This window comes from Sphingobium lignivorans (genome assembly GCF_014203955.1).
GTDB lineage: Bacteria > Pseudomonadota > Alphaproteobacteria > Sphingomonadales > Sphingomonadaceae > Sphingobium > Sphingobium lignivorans.
On the sequence record NZ_JACHKA010000001.1, the window covers coordinates 3,024,996 to 3,043,060 of the forward strand.

15 protein-coding genes are annotated in these 18,065 nt (G+C 64.5%); 9 read left to right on the forward strand and 6 right to left on the reverse strand.

What is annotated here, in order from left to right; all coding sequences use genetic code 11:
* Positions 1-99: 99 nt before the first annotated feature.
* Positions 100-2,604, reverse strand: coding sequence for a TonB-dependent receptor (locus tag HNP60_RS13920; RefSeq protein WP_184154858.1), 2,505 nt, complete (start codon positions 2,602-2,604; stop codon positions 100-102).
* Between the two features lie 67 nt (positions 2,605-2,671).
* Here HNP60_RS13920 and HNP60_RS13925 point away from each other — a divergent pair, with 67 nt between their 5' ends.
* Positions 2,672-3,133, forward strand: coding sequence for a hypothetical protein (locus HNP60_RS13925; protein ID WP_184154861.1), 462 nt, complete (start codon positions 2,672-2,674; stop codon positions 3,131-3,133).
* On the opposite strand, the gene HNP60_RS13930 is transcribed toward HNP60_RS13925, so the two are convergent.
* Positions 3,090-4,025: an alpha/beta fold hydrolase gene (locus tag HNP60_RS13930; RefSeq protein ID WP_260394899.1), complete on the reverse strand. Its 936-nt coding sequence runs from the start codon at positions 4,023-4,025 to the stop codon at positions 3,090-3,092. The genes HNP60_RS13925 and HNP60_RS13930 overlap by 44 nt on opposite strands.
* A 577-nt stretch (positions 4,026-4,602) precedes the next feature.
* Between HNP60_RS13930 and HNP60_RS13935 the strand changes: the two genes are divergently transcribed.
* The 8 genes from HNP60_RS13935 (at position 4,603) to HNP60_RS13970 (ending at position 11,968) form a co-directional block, all read left to right on the forward strand.
* Positions 4,603-7,605 carry a TonB-dependent receptor domain-containing protein gene (locus HNP60_RS13935; RefSeq protein ID WP_338056723.1) on the forward strand — a complete coding sequence of 1,001 codons (3,003 nt, stop codon included), beginning with the start codon at positions 4,603-4,605 and terminating at the stop codon, positions 7,603-7,605.
* Positions 7,606-8,238: 633 nt separating this feature from the next.
* Positions 8,239-8,808, forward strand: coding sequence for an SRPBCC family protein (locus HNP60_RS13940; protein WP_184154870.1), 570 nt, complete (start codon positions 8,239-8,241; stop codon positions 8,806-8,808).
* A complete protein-coding gene (locus tag HNP60_RS13945) occupies positions 8,808-9,998 on the forward strand; it encodes a zinc-dependent alcohol dehydrogenase (protein WP_184154873.1) in 1,191 nt (396 codons plus the stop codon). The genes HNP60_RS13940 and HNP60_RS13945 overlap by 1 nt, the downstream gene beginning before the upstream one ends.
* A 22-nt stretch (positions 9,999-10,020) precedes the next feature.
* Complete coding sequence (locus HNP60_RS13950) at positions 10,021-10,803, forward strand: SDR family NAD(P)-dependent oxidoreductase (RefSeq protein ID WP_184154876.1); 783 nt, start codon at positions 10,021-10,023, stop codon at positions 10,801-10,803.
* Between the two features lie 3 nt (positions 10,804-10,806).
* Positions 10,807-11,103 (forward strand): DUF3175 domain-containing protein, encoded by a 297-nt coding sequence (locus HNP60_RS13955; protein ID WP_184154879.1) that lies wholly within the window; start codon positions 10,807-10,809, stop codon positions 11,101-11,103.
* Entirely contained in the window at positions 11,090-11,386 is a 297-nt protein-coding gene (locus HNP60_RS13960; protein ID WP_184154882.1) for a plasmid stabilization protein, read from the forward strand. The genes HNP60_RS13955 and HNP60_RS13960 overlap by 14 nt, the downstream gene beginning before the upstream one ends.
* A gap of 49 nt (positions 11,387-11,435) precedes the next feature.
* A complete protein-coding gene (locus HNP60_RS13965; RefSeq protein WP_184154886.1) occupies positions 11,436-11,717 on the forward strand; it encodes a hypothetical protein in 282 nt (93 codons plus the stop codon).
* Entirely contained in the window at positions 11,714-11,968 is a 255-nt protein-coding gene (locus HNP60_RS13970; protein WP_184154889.1) for a hypothetical protein, read from the forward strand. Before HNP60_RS13965 ends, HNP60_RS13970 begins: the two co-directional genes overlap by 4 nt.
* Before the next feature lie 249 nt (positions 11,969-12,217).
* On the opposite strand, the gene HNP60_RS13975 is transcribed toward HNP60_RS13970, so the two are convergent.
* The 4 genes from HNP60_RS13975 to HNP60_RS13990 all read right to left on the reverse strand — a co-directional run bounded on the left by HNP60_RS13975 (position 12,218) and on the right by HNP60_RS13990 (position 17,960).
* Positions 12,218-13,573: a glycoside hydrolase family 130 protein gene (locus HNP60_RS13975; RefSeq protein ID WP_338056724.1), complete on the reverse strand. Its 1,356-nt coding sequence runs from the start codon at positions 13,571-13,573 to the stop codon at positions 12,218-12,220.
* An 8-nt stretch (positions 13,574-13,581) separates the two neighbouring features.
* The gene (locus HNP60_RS13980; RefSeq protein WP_338056725.1) at positions 13,582-15,804 is read right to left on the reverse strand and encodes a glycosyltransferase family 4 protein; all 2,223 of its coding nucleotides are present in this window, start codon (positions 15,802-15,804) and stop codon (positions 13,582-13,584) included.
* A 237-nt stretch (positions 15,805-16,041) separates the two neighbouring features.
* Positions 16,042-17,166: a glycoside hydrolase family 130 protein gene (locus HNP60_RS13985; RefSeq protein ID WP_184154894.1), complete on the reverse strand. Its 1,125-nt coding sequence runs from the start codon at positions 17,164-17,166 to the stop codon at positions 16,042-16,044.
* Positions 17,163-17,960: an SDR family oxidoreductase gene (locus HNP60_RS13990; protein ID WP_184154897.1), complete on the reverse strand. Its 798-nt coding sequence runs from the start codon at positions 17,958-17,960 to the stop codon at positions 17,163-17,165. The genes HNP60_RS13985 and HNP60_RS13990 overlap by 4 nt, the downstream gene beginning before the upstream one ends.
* Positions 17,961-18,065: the final 105 nt, after the last annotated feature.

An 18,065-nucleotide genomic window follows, 5' to 3' on the forward strand; every position in this document is an offset into this window, starting at 1 on the left:
TGCTTCTCGGCCTTGCGTCGGGTTCTCATAGGCCTTCGACTTTCCCAAAAGAAGCGGAGGCCTCGCCCGGCGAGGCCTCCATGCGATCCATCATGCGCCTCAGAATTGCTTCCGGAGCGTCAGCGCCCATTCGCGGGGCACGGACGGCTGTGCATTGGTGTTGGGGAAACCGAGGCCCGAATAATCGAGCAGGCTCACATAATAGAATTTGTTGAAGACGTTGGTGACCGCCAGCGAGACCGAGAAATCATGGACCTCGTTCTTGTAGGTCAGGCGCGCATTGAAGAGCGAATAAGGATCGGCGATCAACTCCCGGCGGGCCGCGCTGAAACTGATGGCACCCTGATAATACCAGTCGACGCGCGGGGTGATCGTCCCCGCCAGCGCGGGCACCTCGGCCTCATACTGGACACCGGCACTGGCATTCCATTCCGGCACGCCGATGAGGCGATCCGTGACGCGACTGAGCGCCTTGAGGTCGGGAGAGTCGAACTTGGCATAGCCCAGCGAACCGTCGATCGTCAGGCCATCGACCGGCTCGGCCCGCAGCTCCAGCTCGATGCCATAGACCTTGCCCGGCGTATTGGTAGCATATGTGCGGGGCACGCATGCAAAGCCCGGCACACCCGCACTGATTTCCGCCGGGGTGCGCGTGCGGCAGCGCGTGGAGCCGGCAGGACCGCCCGGCAGCGGCTCGGTCACCTGGGTGCCCGGCAGCGGATTGCCCTGCGGATCGAGCTGATATTCCGAGCCGCTGGTGGAGGTCGTGCGCTGCTTGTAGTCGGTATAGAAGGCAGCACCGTTCAGACGGAGCCGGCGATCGAAGAAATCACCCTTCATGCCGAACTCATAGGCCACCAGCTCATCGCCCGGCGTCTGGTAGATCTGCGACGGCTGGAAGGGGCGCGAGTTGAACGAAGGCAGGCGGAAGCCCGTGGCGGCCGAAGCATAAGCCAGCAGCGAATTGTTCAGCTCGTAGCTCAGGCCCGCCTTCCAGTCGAACCGCTTGGTCGAAAGCACCTGATCGAAGACGATGTCGTTCGTCGGCACCGCGTCCTGGCGATTATCGAACTGCAGCGGCTTGCTGTCGTCCGAGTAGCGGCCGCCCAGATTGATGCCGAGGCGATCGCCGAACGGGCGCAGCGTGACGTTCGCATAGATGGAGTCGTTCTTCGGCTGGTAATAGTCGTTCCGGTAGCGCTGGAGATTGGAGAAGGGCGCGATGATCACACGCCTCTCGTTCTCCTCCGCGCGATAATGGAAGGCGCCGACGACCCAGTCGATCCAGTCCATCCGGCCGGCCAGCCGGGCTTCGAGCGTATGCTGGGTGTGCGTGGTCAGATTGCGCGTCAACTCGACCGTCAGCGGCGACTGATCGACATCGAACGTATAGCCTACGCTCACGTCGCGATAACCGGCGATGAAGGTGAAATCGATCTGGTCGGTCAGGCCATAGACCAGCTTGCCGGTGACGCCCCACATCTTGACCGGGTTGATCGGCTCGTAGCCAATGCCGCCGCGACGCACCGAGCCATTGTAGAAGGTGCCGGGAATGACCGTGCCGGAGGGAATCGCATCCCGATAGGTCGCGTAAGTCTTGTAGGGATCGCCCGTGACGAAACGGGAATCGTAGATGAATGGCGTTTCCCCGGGGACGGAGAAATAGGCCCCCTGCCCGGCCAGTCCCGGATTGCTGATGGAGCGGCTCGCATCCACCGAGAGGAGCTGGTCCGGCTGCACCGGGGACGTGTCATTGCTGTAATCGCCGATCAGCGAGATTGCGAGATTGTGCGCGGGTTCCCATTTCAGGGCACCGCGCATCCCGTAGGCCCGCGTGCCGCCGTTATGGCCCACGACGCAGCTGTCCGGATCATTGCTGGCGGGCGCGATATTCTCGCCCACGAGGAAGGGCAGATTGCCTGCCAGCTCCGGCGTGCCGCGACGGATCATCTCGCAGCGGAAATCCAGCCGCTCCTGGAACCCGCGCTGGTTCTTGGAGAAGCCCGAGACGCGCAGGGCGAGCGTATCGGTCAGCGGCACGTTGAAGCCCGCCCGCACGTCGAAGCGCTCGCGGATGCCGGTGGTCAGCTCGACATAAGCGGAGGTATCCTGCTCCGGCTCCCGGCTCACCAGATTGATGGCGCCGGCAAGGGAGTTGCGGCCAAAGAGCGTCCCCTGCGGACCGCGCAGGACCTCGACATGCTGCAGGTCCAGCAGATCGAAGATGGAGCCGTGGATCAGCGGATAATAGACATCATCCACATAGAAGGCGACGCCGGGCTCCTGAGAGACCGCCGTATCGGCCTGCCCGATGCCGCGCATGAACGCCGAGAGGCCGCGGCCATAAGCGCCACCGGTCTGGCGGAAGGTGGCGTTCGGCACGATCGCGCCCAGATCGGCGCTGGATGTGATGCTTCTCTGCATGAGGGTTTCGGCCGTGACCGCGGTGATCGCGATGGGCACATCCTGCACATTGGTCGCCATCTTCGTGGCCGTGACGATGATATCGTCCGGCATCGCGCGGGACGCTTCCTCCTGCGCCATGGCTGCGCCGGATATGGCAAGCGACAGCAGCGATGCCGACGCGAGCGTGACCTTCTTCATATACCCCTCTCCTGATTCATGTTCTGATTGCTGAAACTGTCTGCGCGCGCCGAGCGATTGAACCATATTGGATCAACGGCTTGGGCAACGCTCAAATCTGAATAACCTCGACATCCATCTCCAGGCGCACCCTGAGCGCCTTGAGCGCGTCACCTCGATGTCGCGCTCACTTGCTCGGTTCGATCTACTGAGAGATCGCACTATCCGTTCGAAAAAACCGCAGCAAATCCAAATGTCGCTTATCTTCTGTGCAAAATCGCACAACCGGTTGAAAGGTCTCCAGCCTGAAGAGCGCTTGACTGGAAAAGAGAAAACGGCCGATCCCGCTGCATTGAAGATCGCCGGGTTCGGAGGGTTTGAGAAAATTGAAGGAAGCGGGATCCCGGATCAGGTCCGGGAAGACGTCGTGAATGATGGGTCAGGGCGCGCCGCCATCGCCTCGGAATCTCTTCACGCCGCTCCGGGGCCGGGACAGGGACGGTCCGTCAGGCCAAGCGCCTTTTCAGGAAATCCAGGATCGCCTGATTGAACAACGCCGGCCGTTCCCAATAAGCCGAGTGACCGCATTCCGGGAGCACGACCAGCTCGCTTCCTTTCACCGTATTGGCGAACAGTCGGGCCACGGGCGGCGGCGTGATGAGATCGGCATCGCCGGAGATGAACAGGGCCGGCATCGTCAGGCGTGCAATGGCCGCCACTGTGGCCGGCTCCCCGGCCGGCTGGTTGCCCGGGGGATGGTCTCCGCGCGACTGGGCGTAAAGCGACTTCCAGAGCGCTTCGCCTTCCTTGTTGATGCCGCGATAGGAGGGGCTGAGCTCCTGGAACTCATGGGGCAGGCCCTTCCACCAGGGCTCCCTCACGGAGGGCATGAGTGCTAGGACCCGCGGGTCCGCGGACAGCAATGTGCAGGCGAGCGTGACGGTGCGCACGCGCGCGGGCCATGTCAGCGCGAAGGAAGCGGCGGTAAATCCACCCGCCGCGCTGCCGACCAGATGCGCGCGCTCGATCCGCAGATGGTCCATCAGCTGACGCAGATCGTCCGCGCTGGTCCCCGGGCGCTCGGCGTTCATGGCCGACGATCCGCGATGGCCCCGCCGCGAATAGCCGATCACCCGGTAGCCCGCGGCGGCAAAAGCCGCCTGCTGGTAGCCCCAGATGTGACCGCTGCCGGTCGAAGGATGCAGGAGGATGATGGCAGGCCCCGAACCGCCCGTATCCCAGTACCACAGATCGAAACCGTCCAGCCGCGCCAGCTGCGCGGGCGCCGTCAGATCCGGCGGGAGCGGCTCGGGCTCCAGCGGCGCGACATCGAACGTGCAGCCCTTGGCAGGCGCCGCTTCGGCCCGCTCGCCGCCCAGCAGAAGGGCAGCGCCGCCGATTCCTCCCGACAGGATGACCTTGCGACGGCCTGGCTGGAACATGTCCATTCTGTTTCCTCTCCCCTGGTGCCGGGCTTCGTACCGGGCGTTTCTGTCGTGGGATGCGGCACCCCATCCCCGGTTGATAGCCACGCTAGGCGCTCTGCTCCACGCCTGAAAACAGGAAAAACGCGGACAATCCGTGCTGGAATGCACGACATGGGCGTCCCGCGGTGCCCTCGACCGCGCCCCTTGCGCGCGGCCTCCGCGCTGTCCGGCGGCTTTCCTCTCGGGCCTTCAAACCGACGGTTCCGTGCTTGATAGGGCCGGGCGCGTCCTGAATGACCGGCCTGCCTGCGGTGTCGGCGGACGATTGCCCCCACCTCTCGCCCCCGGGAGGTGATGGGCAACTATGCACAGCTGCTCCGCATCAATGCTGCAGGCCTTCACAGGGCCAAGTGGATATATGCCGCCGGGAACACCGAGGTCGGGACGCAAGTCATCCGGTTGACGGCCGCCAGCCGCTCTCCGAATGACGATCGCCAAAACAGACCGAGGACAACAGGAGAGGACGTCCATGAATTCGCGACCCGTGCGCTGCATATTTTCCAGGAAAGCCAACGGCATACCGTCGGCCTCCGTGATCGCCTTGACCGCCGCCCTTGCCGCCGCCCTGCCATCCGTGCCGGCCATGGCGCAGGAAAGCACCGCACCCCAGGAGGCCAGCGAGGAGGCCGATCCCGGAACGGTGATCGTCACCGGCTCGCGCATCAAGCGCAACGGTTTCAACGAACCCACCCCGGCGACCGTGATGAGCGGCGAGCTGATGGCCAATCTCGGGCAGGTCAATATTTCCGAGACGCTCAAGCTGATCCCGCAGAATTCGTCCTTCCAGTCCGATGCCACCGCCGGCACGACGGCCGGCGCGAATGTCGGCGCATCCTTCGCCAATCTTCGCGGCCTCAATCCGTTCAACGGCACGCGCACGCTGACGCTGGTGAATTCCCGCCGCTTCATTCCCACGTCGGATGGCGGCGCGATCGACCTCAACATCATTCCCTCGGCGATGATCCAGCGGGTCGAAACCGTGACCGGCGGCGCCTCGGCGGCCTATGGCTCGGACGCCATTGCCGGCGTCGTGAACGTCATTCTGGAAAACAACTTCCAGGGCATCAAGGCGCAGGTCGATTATGGCCAGACGACGCGGAACGACGGCAAGAGCTTCCACGCCTCACTGATGGGCGGCACGAGCTTCGGCGACGGACGCGGCCATTTCGTGGCCGGCATCGAATATCAGAAGAATGAAGGCATTGGCGATTGCGCCAAGGTGCGCCTGTGGTGCGCGGAGAGCTATGACATCTTCGTCAATTCCAACTCGATCCTGCCCGGCACGACGGCGCGGAGCGGCTTCAACATCCCCGGCTCGCCCACTTACGGCCTGCCCCATTATGTCATCGGCCCGGACTCCAAGCAGGCCTATAACGAACCGCGCGGCGTGCTGCGCAATCGCGGGCCGGCGCCCGTGCAGGCCCGCAACCTGCGGTTCAACGAGGACGGCACCGCGGTGGTCCAGTTCGACCCCGGCCGCTTCGTCGGCGAGGCGCAGATCGGCCCGCGGCAAGGCGGCGACGGCGTCTCGACTTATGACGACAGCGACATCCAGACGCCGTTGCGGCGCTGGGTCGGCTATGTCTACGGTCAGTATGACCTGACCGACGCGCTGCAGGTGCAGACCGAATTCACTTATGCGCGCCGCACCGCCTCCAGCACCAACGCCGTGGTGCCGCCGCGCTCGACCAATTTCTTCAACGCAGACAACGCCTTCCTGCCCGAGTCCGTCCGGACCTTGCTCAACGGCGCCCAGTTCAGCTTCGGCAAGGATATGGACGGCCTGCTCCAGGCCTATAACGAATCCGACGCCACGGTGTTTCGCGGCCTTCTCGGCCTGTCCGGCCCGCTGTTCGGCGACTGGACCTGGGACGCTTATTATCAATATGGCCGGAACGACCGCCACCAGCAGCGCACCGGCACGCGCGTCAACACGCCCTTCATCTATGCGACGGACGCCGTGGACGAAGGCCTGGTCAAGACGGGCGTCGCCAATGGCAATATCGTCTGCCGGGAACTGACCAAGGCGAACCCCGATCCCCGCGCCCAGGGCTGCGTCGCGCTCAATCTCTTCGGCCTCAACAATGCCGATCCCCGCGCGCTGGCCTATGCCTACCGGCCAGTGATGCAGGACTTCAAATACAGCCAGCATGTGCTCTCCGGATCGGTGCAGGGCACGATCTTCGACGGTTGGGGCGCAGGCCCCATCTCCGCCGCGGCCGGCGCCGACTATCGCGTCGAGAGCGGGGACGTGTGGCATGGCGACATCCCCGATTATAATGACTACGCCTTCACGTTCGGCCTCGATTATGCCGGCGAGATCAAGGTGCTCGAAGGGTTCGGCGAGCTGAACGTCCCGGTGTTCCGCGATTCCGCCATCGGCGATCTGCTCGAGCTGAACGGCGCCATCCGCTACACCCGCAATCACGCGAAGAACAGGGACAGCGGCGAGCAGAAGACCTCGGGCACGACGAGCTGGAAAGTCTCGGCCGTCTATGACGTCATCCCGGATTTCCGCATTCGCGCCTCGCGCTCGCGCGACATTCGCGCGGCGGGCTTCCGCGAACTCTTCCTGCGCAATGTGCCGACCGAACCCTGGTCGACCAGCGGCATCGTCAACAACTGGTGGCTCAACCCTGTGGCCTCGCAGACCGGCAATGACGGCACGCCCATCCTCAATGGCGGCAGCTTCGCGCTGACGCCGGAAAAGGCGGACACGACCACGTTGGGCGCGGTGTTCCAGCCCCGCTTCGTGCCCGGCCTGCGCTTCTCGGTCGACTGGTACCAGATCAAGATCAACGACGCGGTCACGACCTTGCCCGGCCAGCGCATCGTCGACTTCTGCCACCAGTTCGACATCTTCTGCGATCGGATCACCTTCGCCGGGGCAGACCGCAAGGACATCACCTTCATCGATGCCCGCCAGGTCAATCTCGCCAAGCTCGAGGTGCGCGGTATCGACGTGGAGCTCGATTATCGCCTCAATCTGTCCGACATCGCATCGAGCTGGAATGGCGCGCTCAATTTCCGCATCCTGGGCAATCACCAATATGACTTCATCAGCCAGGCCAACCCGGCCGCCTCGCCACGCGATTATGGCGGCCAGTCCGGTCCCGTCGTCGATGGCGGCGACTTCAACCCCGCGCCGCCGTGGATCTGGAACGCGTTCGTCACTTATGACAATGCCGGGTTCAACACGACCCTCACATGGCGGCGGATCAGCCAGGGCATCTACAATGTCGAGCGCATCGGCCCGGAAGATGAGGGCTATGATCCCACCCAGCCCAACAGCATCAACACCAACCGCGTGAAGGGAGCGACCTACTTCAACCTGGCCATGTCCTATCGGCTGCCGATGGGCCAGTCGGACACGCGGCATATCGAGCTGTTCGCATCGATGGACAATATCTTCGACCGCAAGCCCCCGGTGGCGCCCGGCGGCGGCGGTGGCGGCGGGTCCAACTACCCGACGAACCCCGTCTATTTCGACACGTTCGGGTCGAAATGGCGCGCCGGCATCCGGGTTCGCTACTGATCGCGGATAGCAGGCCTGTCGAAAGGGGGCTGGGGCATCGAAATTCCGACGTGAATTTCGGTGCCCCGGGCGGCGTGGACAGGTTCGCGGGCTGTGAGGGATCCCGAAGCCAGCTTTTCAGTCTTTTCGTTTGTCATCCCGGGCTCGACCGGGATCCCGCTGCCTTGAAGATCGCCGGGGCCACCCGGTTTGAGAAAAAGGAAGAAGCGGGATCCCGGATCGAGTCCGGGATGACGTCGTTCGTGACGATATGGTGCGCCATCGTGGCCTCGCCATTGGCAGCTTGATCCTAAATGCAGGCTGTCCGGACCCCGATGACTTAGGAGATGATCTCCTCCCTCCCACATCGTCATTCCCGCGCACGCGGGAATCCAGTTACACCGCGGCGCTTGGACGCGATGTTTCAGCTGGATTCCCGCGTGCGCGGGAATGACGGAAAGTCGGAAAAGCACGGATTCGTCCCCGCCGCCGGGACCCCTTCGGTCGCAGCCTCGCAACGCGCCATCGTGCCGCTGCGGGCGACTAACCTGGATCAGTCATTCTCCCGGCTCCTATTTTCCGGCCACGCGTTGCCTGTTCAACCCGATCCCGGAACGCTGACGGCCTGCCGCAGCATGAACATGGAGCAAGGTGATGAATCTTCAGGACGATGCCCCGCTCAGCACGTCGAAAGCGCGCGAGGCTGATCGCGCGGAGCAGGAACTGGCCGACCCCAAGGGCGACAATCTCGTCGGGCGATCGGTCACGATCAACCGCCCGCGCGAGGAGTTGTACGCCTTCTGGCGCGATTTCTCCAATCTGCCGCGGTTCATGGACAATATCGAGCGCGTGGACGTGAAGGATGCGCGGACCAGCCACTGGGTCGTCAAGGCGCCCGGTGGAAAGACGGTCGAATGGGACGCGGTCGTCACCGAGGAGCGGCCGGGCGAGGTCCTGGCCTGGACTTCGTCCGAAGATGCCGACGTCCCCAACAGCGGGCGGATCGAATTCCGCGATGCCATCGGCCGCGGAACGGTGGTCACCGCGACGATCGCTTATGATCCTCCGGCCGGCTTCATCGGCAAGGTAATCGCCAAGATCTTCCAGCGGGAGCCGGCCATTCAGGCGCGCCGCGACTTGCGGCGGTTCAAGCAGCTCATGGAGACCGGCGAGGTGGCCACGGCCGCCCGGACACACAAGCAACTGGAAGAGGAGCAAGGCTGATGCGCGCCCTGACATGGCACGGCAAGCATGACGTCCGCGTCGACACGGTCGACGATCCCGAGATCATCAACCCGCGCGACGCTATCATCAAGGTCACCTCGACGGCGATCTGCGGCTCGGACCTCCATCTTTATGACGGCTATATCCCGACCATGCAGTCGGGGGACATTCTCGGCCATGAGTTCATGGGCGAGGTTGTGGATGTCGGGCCCGGATCGACGCTCAAGAAAGGGCAGCGGGTCGTCGTTCCCTTCACCATCGCCTGCGGCGCCTGCTACCATTGCGGCAAGCAGCAATATTCGGCCTGTGACAACGGCAATCCGGCCGACAATCAGGACATCGCCCAGGAACTTTACGGGCAGCCGATGGCCGCCCTCTTCGGCTACAGCCACATGACCGGCGGCTATGCGGGCGGCCAGGCCGAATATGTCCGCGTGCCATTCAGCGACGTGGGGCCGATCGTGATCCCCGATGGGGTGGACGACGACAAGGTTCTGTTCCTGTCGGACATCCTGCCGACCGGCTGGATGGCGGCGGAAAATGCCGAGATCGAACCCGGCGACACCGTTGCCGTCTGGGGTTGCGGTCCCGTGGGCCTGTTCGCGGTGCAATCGGCCTTCCTGATGGGCGCGGCGCGCGTGATCGCCATCGATCACTTCCCCCGCCGCCTCGAACTCGCCAAGCGGTTCGGTGCCGAGACGATCAACTACAAGGAAAGCAAGACCTACGAAGCGCTGATGGAAATGACGGGCGGGATCGGGCCGGATGCGTGCATCGATGCCGTCGGCCTCGAAGCGCATGGCTTCTTCGTGGATAACGTCATCGATCAGGTGAAGGCATCGATGTTCCTGGGGACCGACCGGATCCACTCGATCCGCCAGGCGATCATCGCCTGCCGCAAGGGCGGACGGGTTTCCATGCCGGCCGTCTATGGCGGGTTCGTCGACAAGTTCCCCCTGGGCGCGCTGATGGAAAAGGGTCTGACGCTCAAGACCGGCCAGACGCACGTCCAGCGTTATCTGCCCGGCCTGCTCAACGCGATCATGGAGGAAAAGATCGATACGACCTTCCTCATCAGCCACCGCCTGCCGCTGGAGAAGGCCCCGGACGGCTACAAGATGTTCCATGACGAGCAGAACGAGGTGACGAAAGTCGTGCTCAAGCCCGGCCTGGACCGCATCGCGGCCTGAGGCCCTCTTCAGGAGAAGGAAAATGGCAGCGAAACTCGCAGTGGTGACAGGCGCATCGACCGGGATCGGCTTCGAACTGGCCCATGTCATCGCGGAAGACGGATATGATCTGCTGGTCGTGGCCGACGAGCCGCTGATCGAGGCTTCGGCAAGGGACTTCGAGCGCCATGGCGGCGCAGTGCAGGCCCTGCAGGCGGACTTGTCCACCATCGAGGGTGTCGACCAGCTGCTGGCTGCGACCGGCGGTCGGCAAATCGATATCCTGTGCGCGAATGCCGGCGTCGGCACCGGCCGGGCCTTTCTCGATCAGGACGTGGCCATGTGGCGCCGCGCGATCGACACCAACATAACGGGCACCGTGTACCTGCTGCAAAAGGTGCTGTCGGCCATGGTGGCGCGGCAGGAGGGCAAGGTGCTCGTGACGGGCTCAATCGCGGGCTATATTCCGGGGAGTTTCAACGCCGTCTACAATGGCACCAAGGCCTTCATCGACAATTTCACGGAAGCCCTGCGCAATGAGCTGAAGGACGTCGAGGGCGTCACGCTCACCACGCTGATGCCGGGACCGACGGATACCGAATTTTTCGCGCGGGCCGACATGCTCGATACGAAGGTCGGGCAGGACGAAAAGGCGGACGCCGCGAAAGTGGCGCGCGATGGCTGGAAAGCGCTTCTCTCCGGCGAGGGACATATCGTCTCGGGATTGTCCAACAAGCTGCAGGTGGCCGGGGCCGGCGTTCTTCCACAATCCGTGCTGGCCGAGCGCCATCGCAAGATGGCAGAGCCCGGCACCGCGGGGAGATGACCGATGGCAGGCCGCAAATGGTCCCAGGACGTGACCGAGCATAGCGATGCGCTGGACCTCGACGACGGCGTGTTCGCGCAGGACGATCCCGCGAAGATCGCCGCCTCGCTGAAGCGATCGGCCGAACACAGCCACCGCCGCAAGGGCACACCCTTCCAGTCGGCGATGAGCATGCTCACTTTCTACATCAACCGGGCCGGCAAGAACCTCGGCAAGGAGCAGCGGGACATTCTCGAGAAAGCCAAGGACGAGCTGCGCGCGGCGTTCGACGAGAAGGAGGATAGCCATGCCTCGCGGTGACAAATCGAGCTATACCGACAAGCAGAAGCGCAAGGCCGAGCATATCGAGCAAGGCTATGAGGAGCGCGGCGTCAGCGAGAAGGAAGCCGAGCGGCGCGCCTGGGCGACGGTGAACAAGGAATCCGGTGGCGGCAACAAGTCCGGCTCCGGCCGCGGGAAGAAGGACAATCATGCCTCCTCCCGCAAGGGCGGACATATCGGTGGTTCGAGCCAGAGCCATGAGAAGCGTTCCGCCGCTGCCAGGAAGGGATGGGAAACCCGCCGCAAGCGCGCGAGCAGCTGAGCGCCCCCCGAGCAACAGGGTGGCTGTGTTTGATGCAGGAGCAAGAGAGATGGCCATTGCGACGACACCCCTGATCGAGCGCGTTGCGCGTGTGCTGGCCGCGCAGCAACTCAGCGCCAATGCCGGCGGGATGTCCACATCCGCCGCGCTGGACGTCGACATCGAATGGATCGACCACAAGGATGACGCGCTCGCCATCCTGAAGGCGCTGCGCGAGCCCGATCACGCCATGGCTGACGCGGGCGATGCGGCGATCTGGGAACGGATGATCGCTGTGGCGATCCATGCAGGCGAGGATCTCGACTCCAGCCATGACAGGATGCACCGATGACGGAAGAGCCGCGCAGCAGGCGCCATGTCCCCACGGAGCAGGGCAAAAGTCCGAACATCTCCACGGAAAACCAGCCGGAAGGTGCCGCCCGGCGGCCGAGCGACACGCTCGATCGCGAACCACGGCGCGATCCCGTGAGCGGGGGCGCCATACCCTCCAATTACAATCCCGAGACGATGACGCGTAAGGGCGAGGAACAGGATAGCCGGGCGGGACGGGAAGGCGCCGGGCGGAGGACGTCGGAGGATTAGGTTGCGCGGGCAGATGCGCGGACTTTGAGGGAGCCGTAAGCGCCCATTTCAGCCCTTTTCGTTGTCATCCCGGGCTTGACCCGGGATCTCGCTGTCTTGGAGATCGGCGGGTCCGGAGGGATTGAGAAAAAGAAGAAGCGGGATCCCGGATCGAGTCCGGGATGACGTTGTTCAGGACGACATAAGGTGCGCTGCCATTGCCTTGGAATTTATCCACGCCGCTCTCTCTCAAACGGGGCGCGCGCGCGCTTATTCCATATGCGCGAGAATGTCGCTGATGTCGGCGAAGGCGAACGCCACGCAGCTGTCCGCGAGGCCATAAGGGAGGAAGAGCTTGGTCCCCAGCCGCATCGCGCCGCAGGTGTAGACGACATTGGGGACATAGCCTTCGCGCTCATTGTCGACGGCCGCCATGAGCGGCTGGGGCGTGCGGGCAAGCACCTTCAGGGGATTGTCCTTGTCGAGCAGCGCGGCCCCGAGCGCATATTTGCGCATGGGGCCCACGCCATGCGTGAGCAGGAGCCAGCCCTCGTCGAGCTCGATGGGCGCCCCGCAATTCCCGATCTGCACGAATTCCCAGGGATATCTGGGTTCGAGCAGGCGCGCGCCGCCGGACCATTCGGTGAGGTCGCCGGACTCCAGCAGGAAGAGATTCTTGCCGTCCTGCCGGCCGATCATCCGATATTGCCCGCCCACGCGCCGGGGGAAGAGCGCCATCCCCTTGTTGACGGCGGCCGAGCCTTCCATCGGTACGAGCGCGAAGGTCCGGAAATCCCGGGTGCGCAGCAGTTCGGACCGGATTTCCCGGCCGCTATAGGCCGTGTAGGTGCCGATCCACTCGCGCGTGCCGTCGTCATGCACGAAGGGCGTCAGCCGCAAGTCTTCGAGCCCGTTGGCTTGCGCCGGCGTCACCGGAAAGATGACGGTGCCGGACAAGGTGCTGTCCCGGTCCCGCTCCACCGCCACCGCGCCGTCGGTATCCCCGATCTGCAGGCATGCCGTCGCCGCCGTGGCGATCCGGGGCTCGGGCGACAGCTCGAACCGCCCGTTCTCACCGACCAGCCCGTCGCGGAAGGTGATGGAGCTGATATGCCCCTCCCCCACTGCCCGGAGCGACATGATGAACCGCACGATGCCCGGGCCGAGATTCGACTGGTCGGGATGCGGCACGATCGAGGGATTCATCAGCGCGGCGGCCTGGAAGCTGTATTCATGCGAGAAATAGGCGCCGATGAGCTGACGCCGGGCTGCGCTGAGCGCGGCACGATCGAGCTTCAGTTCCGCCGCGACCTGATCGAAACGCGTCTCGAACACGCGCTCGATCTGCCAGTGCCGCTGCTCGAAATCATGGAAAACGCCCACCAGCGCCTGCTCGACCGCAGGTTCGTCCATCTCCATGATATCGCTGACGAGACGCGCGCCCCGGCTGGACGCATGACCCGAGGCTTGCCAGGACAGATGGAAGGGGCGCACGACGACGCGTGATGCGTCCGCCGTGAGGCGCTGGTCGAGGCGGCGAAAGATCGGCGAGGTCTGTTCGTCCCGGACAACCCCGGATGGCTCAGCCGCTGCGCCCGAAGGCGCTCTGGTCGGTTCATCAAGCACAGGATGGGCTATAGCACCACAGCGAGCTGGGGTCTTTCCTCATATTCCGCCATCAAGGCGGCCATGCTGTGCCGCGCCATCTGCAGGGCGAGAATGGACTCCGCCCCGCGATTGAGATTGACCCCGTCGCGCGTCAGCCCGTCATAGCAGAGCGTGCGGTCCTCATTGGCAAGCGGCATCGCCAGATCATTGTCGCCCGCGAACCAGCCAAAGGCCTTGCTCGCCGCCGCCATCCACACCGGGTCAGCATCGCAGCGCCGGGCGGACAGACAGGCCTCGATCGTGGCGGTTGCTTCCAGCGGCTGCTGGTCGAAGGAGGCGGGCTCCTCGAACGGCTTGCCGAAGCTCTCCGTGCCGACCGGGCGGAAGTGCCCTTCCGGCGCGCGCTGCTTGCCGAGCAGCCAGCGCAACGTATCGAGACCGAGATCGATTGCCGCCTGATCCTGCAGGACGCGCCCCGCCTCGATCATCGCCTGCGAGAGGCGCGCATTGTCATAGGACAGGACGATCTCGAACCATGGCCAGGACGGCCGATGGGCATCGGCGAGCAGGCGCGTGAAGAGATCGACCGAACGGCGCAACAGCGCGCGGCACCGCTCATGGCCCGGCTCGACCTCCAGGACGGCCGCCATGCCCAGCATCGTGAAGGCGATCGCCCGGGGGGACTGCATCGCCTCTGCCAGGGGGAGCGCCTTGTCGAACAGCTCCCGCGCCCAGCGGCGCATGAAATCATCCGGGGCGGACCGCAGCACATGGCCCAGGGTCCAGAGCGTGCGGCCGTTGGAATCCTCCGACCCTTCCTCTTCCAGCCATTGCCGGTCATAGCCCATGAAATTGCGGAACCGCCCCCGTTCATCGTTCCAGGCGTGCTCGATGAAGGCAGCGTAGATCAGCGCCAGCCGACGACGTTCCTCCGGGTCGCCCGCCCGCGTTTCGCACATCAGCTTGAGGGCGCGCGCATTGTCATCAATGCAATAGCCGTTCCGGCGATCGGGCACGCCGAGCACACTGTGCTGGATGATCCCGACATCATCGGTCATCGCGGCGATGCCTTCCAGCCGGACATGCTTGTTCTCGGCGAGCGCCTGACCCGTTGTTATGGCCGTGGGGTGGCCCCGTTTCGCATCGCAAAAGACATCCATGACAACTCTCGCATTCTCTTCCCAGATGGTCGATCGCGCGGCCTGCCATATCCTGCGCGCATGAGCGGAAAGGCTGAGCGGATCGTTCAGAAGGTCCGTGATGGCGCTTGCTATGGCGTCGGAATCGCCGAAGGGCACGAAGGTCCCGATGCCATCGGCAAGCGCTTCCTCGGCGTGGATATAGGGCGTGGAGACGACAGGCCGCCCCATCGCCAGCGCATAGGCCAGCGTTCCGGACGTCACCTGCTCCCGCCCCGGATAAGGCGTCAAATAGACGTCGGCGGCCTGGAGATAATCGAGCAGATCCTCGTCTTCGAGAAAATCGCCGACGAAGCGGACATGCTCCTGAAGGCCGAGTTCGGCAGCGAGGCCCTTCAGCCGTTCCCGATAAGCCTCCCCCTCGCGACGCAGGAGCACCGGGTGCGTGGCACCGACGACGAGATAGAGAAGCTCGGGATGCTTCGACACGATGCGCGGCATCGCCTGAATGGCGGTCTCGATGCCTTTGCCGGGCGAGAGCAGCCCGAAGGTCAGCACTACGGGGCCGGAACCCAGCCGCAGCCTGCTCTTCATGACGCTGGTGTCGAGCAAGGCCCGGTCCGGCGCGCCATGCGGAATGACGACGATCCGCTCGGCACTCACGCCATAGACCGTCTCCAGCAGGCGCGCCGCCTCGCGCGCCATCACGATCAGCCGGTCGGCCTTCGCCACAAGGGCCTGCATCACGCGAAGCTGATCGGGATCGGGCCGGGCGAGAACCGTGTGGAGCGTCACGACCAGCGGAAGATCGACATGCCGGAGCAGCGCGAGCAGATGGTCGCCCGCTGCGCCGCCGAAAATGCCGAACTCGTGGTGAATCCACAGCAGCTCCGCGCCCGAACGCTGGATGGCAGAGGCCGCGCGCACATAGGATGATATGTCCGCCGCCGGGATCGCCATGGCCACCTCGGGCCCGTAGGTCACGCCGAAGCCGTCATCCATGGCATAATGATCGATCCGCAACCGGGGGAAGGACGCACGCAGGGCCTTCACGCTATGGCTGGTATAGGTGGCGAGACCGCACTGGCGGGGCAAAGCATTTCCAAGCACGGCGACATGCGAAATCGGTTGGTCGATCGGCCGACAGGACATCCCTTGATCCCCGAACGCAAGGCAGGATGCCTCGCATGCTGCAGTGCAAACTGAAATAGGCCCGGTCCGTTCCCGGCAAAAAAGGGCTTCGTCGCAAAAATGGCGGCGACAGGGCGATCGGGCGACGGGATCACCCTGAAACGGGACGGACAGCGCGGGTTTGGGACCGTCGGCGTCGAGCCAATGGCGAACGCGTCAGAGCCCGAAGCAGGCCTTGGGGATATGCGTGATCCGGCAGGCAAGATCGGCCTCGCCGGACGCGACGATGAAATGATCGCCGGCATCGGCAATGCCGGTGGTGAAGACGACGTCCTGCACGTACATTTGATCGGCAAGCGGCGCGGTCAGTGCTTTATTGGCTTCGAGCAAGGCCCCGTGGTCGGTCGCGACAGTGATGCTGGGGTCCTTGGCATCCAGCAGGGACCAGTAGGTCCGGTAGATCCCCACCACCCCGCTGGGCGCAACGCCGTGCCACAAGGTCAGCCAGCCCTTCTCCGTCAGCACCGGCGGCGTGCCCCCGCCCATGCGGGTCGTGGCAGCGGCGGCGACATGGGGGCGAAGGCCAGGCTTGATATAGGGTTTCCAGTGCCGCGCGTCCGGCGATGTCGCCAGATTGATGGAAGGACCAGCGCGCCACTCGCTTTCCGGCGGATAAGCGAAGTAGAGATCACCCAGCGGCCGCGTCTGCGCCCAGTACTGGCCGCCGATCCGCCCCTCGAAAATCAGCATGTCCTTGTTCTGGTGGTCGAGCACGATGTCGGCGAACTGCCAGTCGAGGCCATTTTCGGAAATGTAGAGCGTGGTGGAATGGCGCTCGGGACTGACCGAGCAGGTCGTCATGAGATAAAGGCCATCGACCAGGCTGATGCGCGCATCCTCCACGCCATAGCATTGCCAGTCCCCCTGCGGCGCAATCGCCCGGTCATAATGGATGGCGACGATGTCCAGACCGTCAGGCGTGCATTCCACCGGCAGGAGCCAGGACAGGGAAGTGAGCGCCATCACTTTCCAGCCCTGCCCCCGGATCATGAACTTGCGGGGATCCATCGTGTCGACGAGGTCGAGCGGCCAGGCATCCAGCCTGTAGCGGCCGGCGTGCAAGCGGATGGCGCGGATATAGCCGTCCGCTTCCGGCTGTCGCAGGGCTTCCGCTACCCGCACCATCATCAGCAGATTGCCGTTCGGCAAGCGCGTGAGCCCGGGATTGAAGGTCCCCAGCACATAGGTCTCGGCCGGCAGCTGACCCGCGAGCGGCGAACGGGAGAGGTCCACGTCCTTCGGCAGGAAAACCAGCCGATCCTCCGGGAAGCGCGCGCTCATCGCCTGAGCCTGCTTTCGACGCGCATCAGGGACACCGCGCAGCGGCGCGGCTGCGTGAGCATGAAGTGCGTCGCCACGGCTATGTCCTCCGCCCTCAGCATCTCGTCGCGCCGGATGAGCGCGCGCTGTTCCTCGGGCGGCAGGTCGGGATATTGGAAATCGGCGCCGGTCAGCCCCGGCTCGATCAGGCCCACCTTGATATCGCGGTCCGCCACTTCTCCGCGAAGGGCATGCGCGAAACCCTCGATGCCGGTCTTGGCCGCGACATAGACCGATCCGCCGGGCGACTGGGACACCGCCGACATCGAGCCGATCAGCACGATGTCGCTTCCCGCGCCCATCCGGCCGATCGCCGCCTGCGCACTGTGCAGATAGGCCGAGAAATCCACCGCGATGCGATAGGCAAGATCATCCTCGTCTTCATCCATGAGGGCGTCAGCGGGCACGGCCGCATTGATGACCGCGATGTCGAGGCCACCCAGATAAGCCTCGGCAGCCGAGAAGAAGCGCGCGACATTCTCGCGCTCGGCAAGGTCCAGCGCGAGACCGTCGCCATCCCCGACTTCCCGGATGCGGGCGAGCGCGTCGGCGAGATGCGCGCTGTCCCGTCCGCAGACGAAGACCCGGGCCCCTTCGCTAGCGAGCAGCACGGCGATGGCGCGCCCGATGCCGGTCGTCCCGCCCGTGACGGCCACCTTGCGGCCGGCAAGGCCGGGTTGGCGGGTGTGGGCGTCGGCAGCGCCGCTCGCGGCCGTGTCGGCGCCTCGCGCCGCCGGGTCTTGCGGATCGGCCATGATGCTCCCTTATGCTGATCGAAGGTCGAGGAGCCAACGCATGGAGGGCGGATTGGGTGCCCGGACGCGATGGCGCGAGGGCTCGGCGGCCTCGACCGGGGGCAC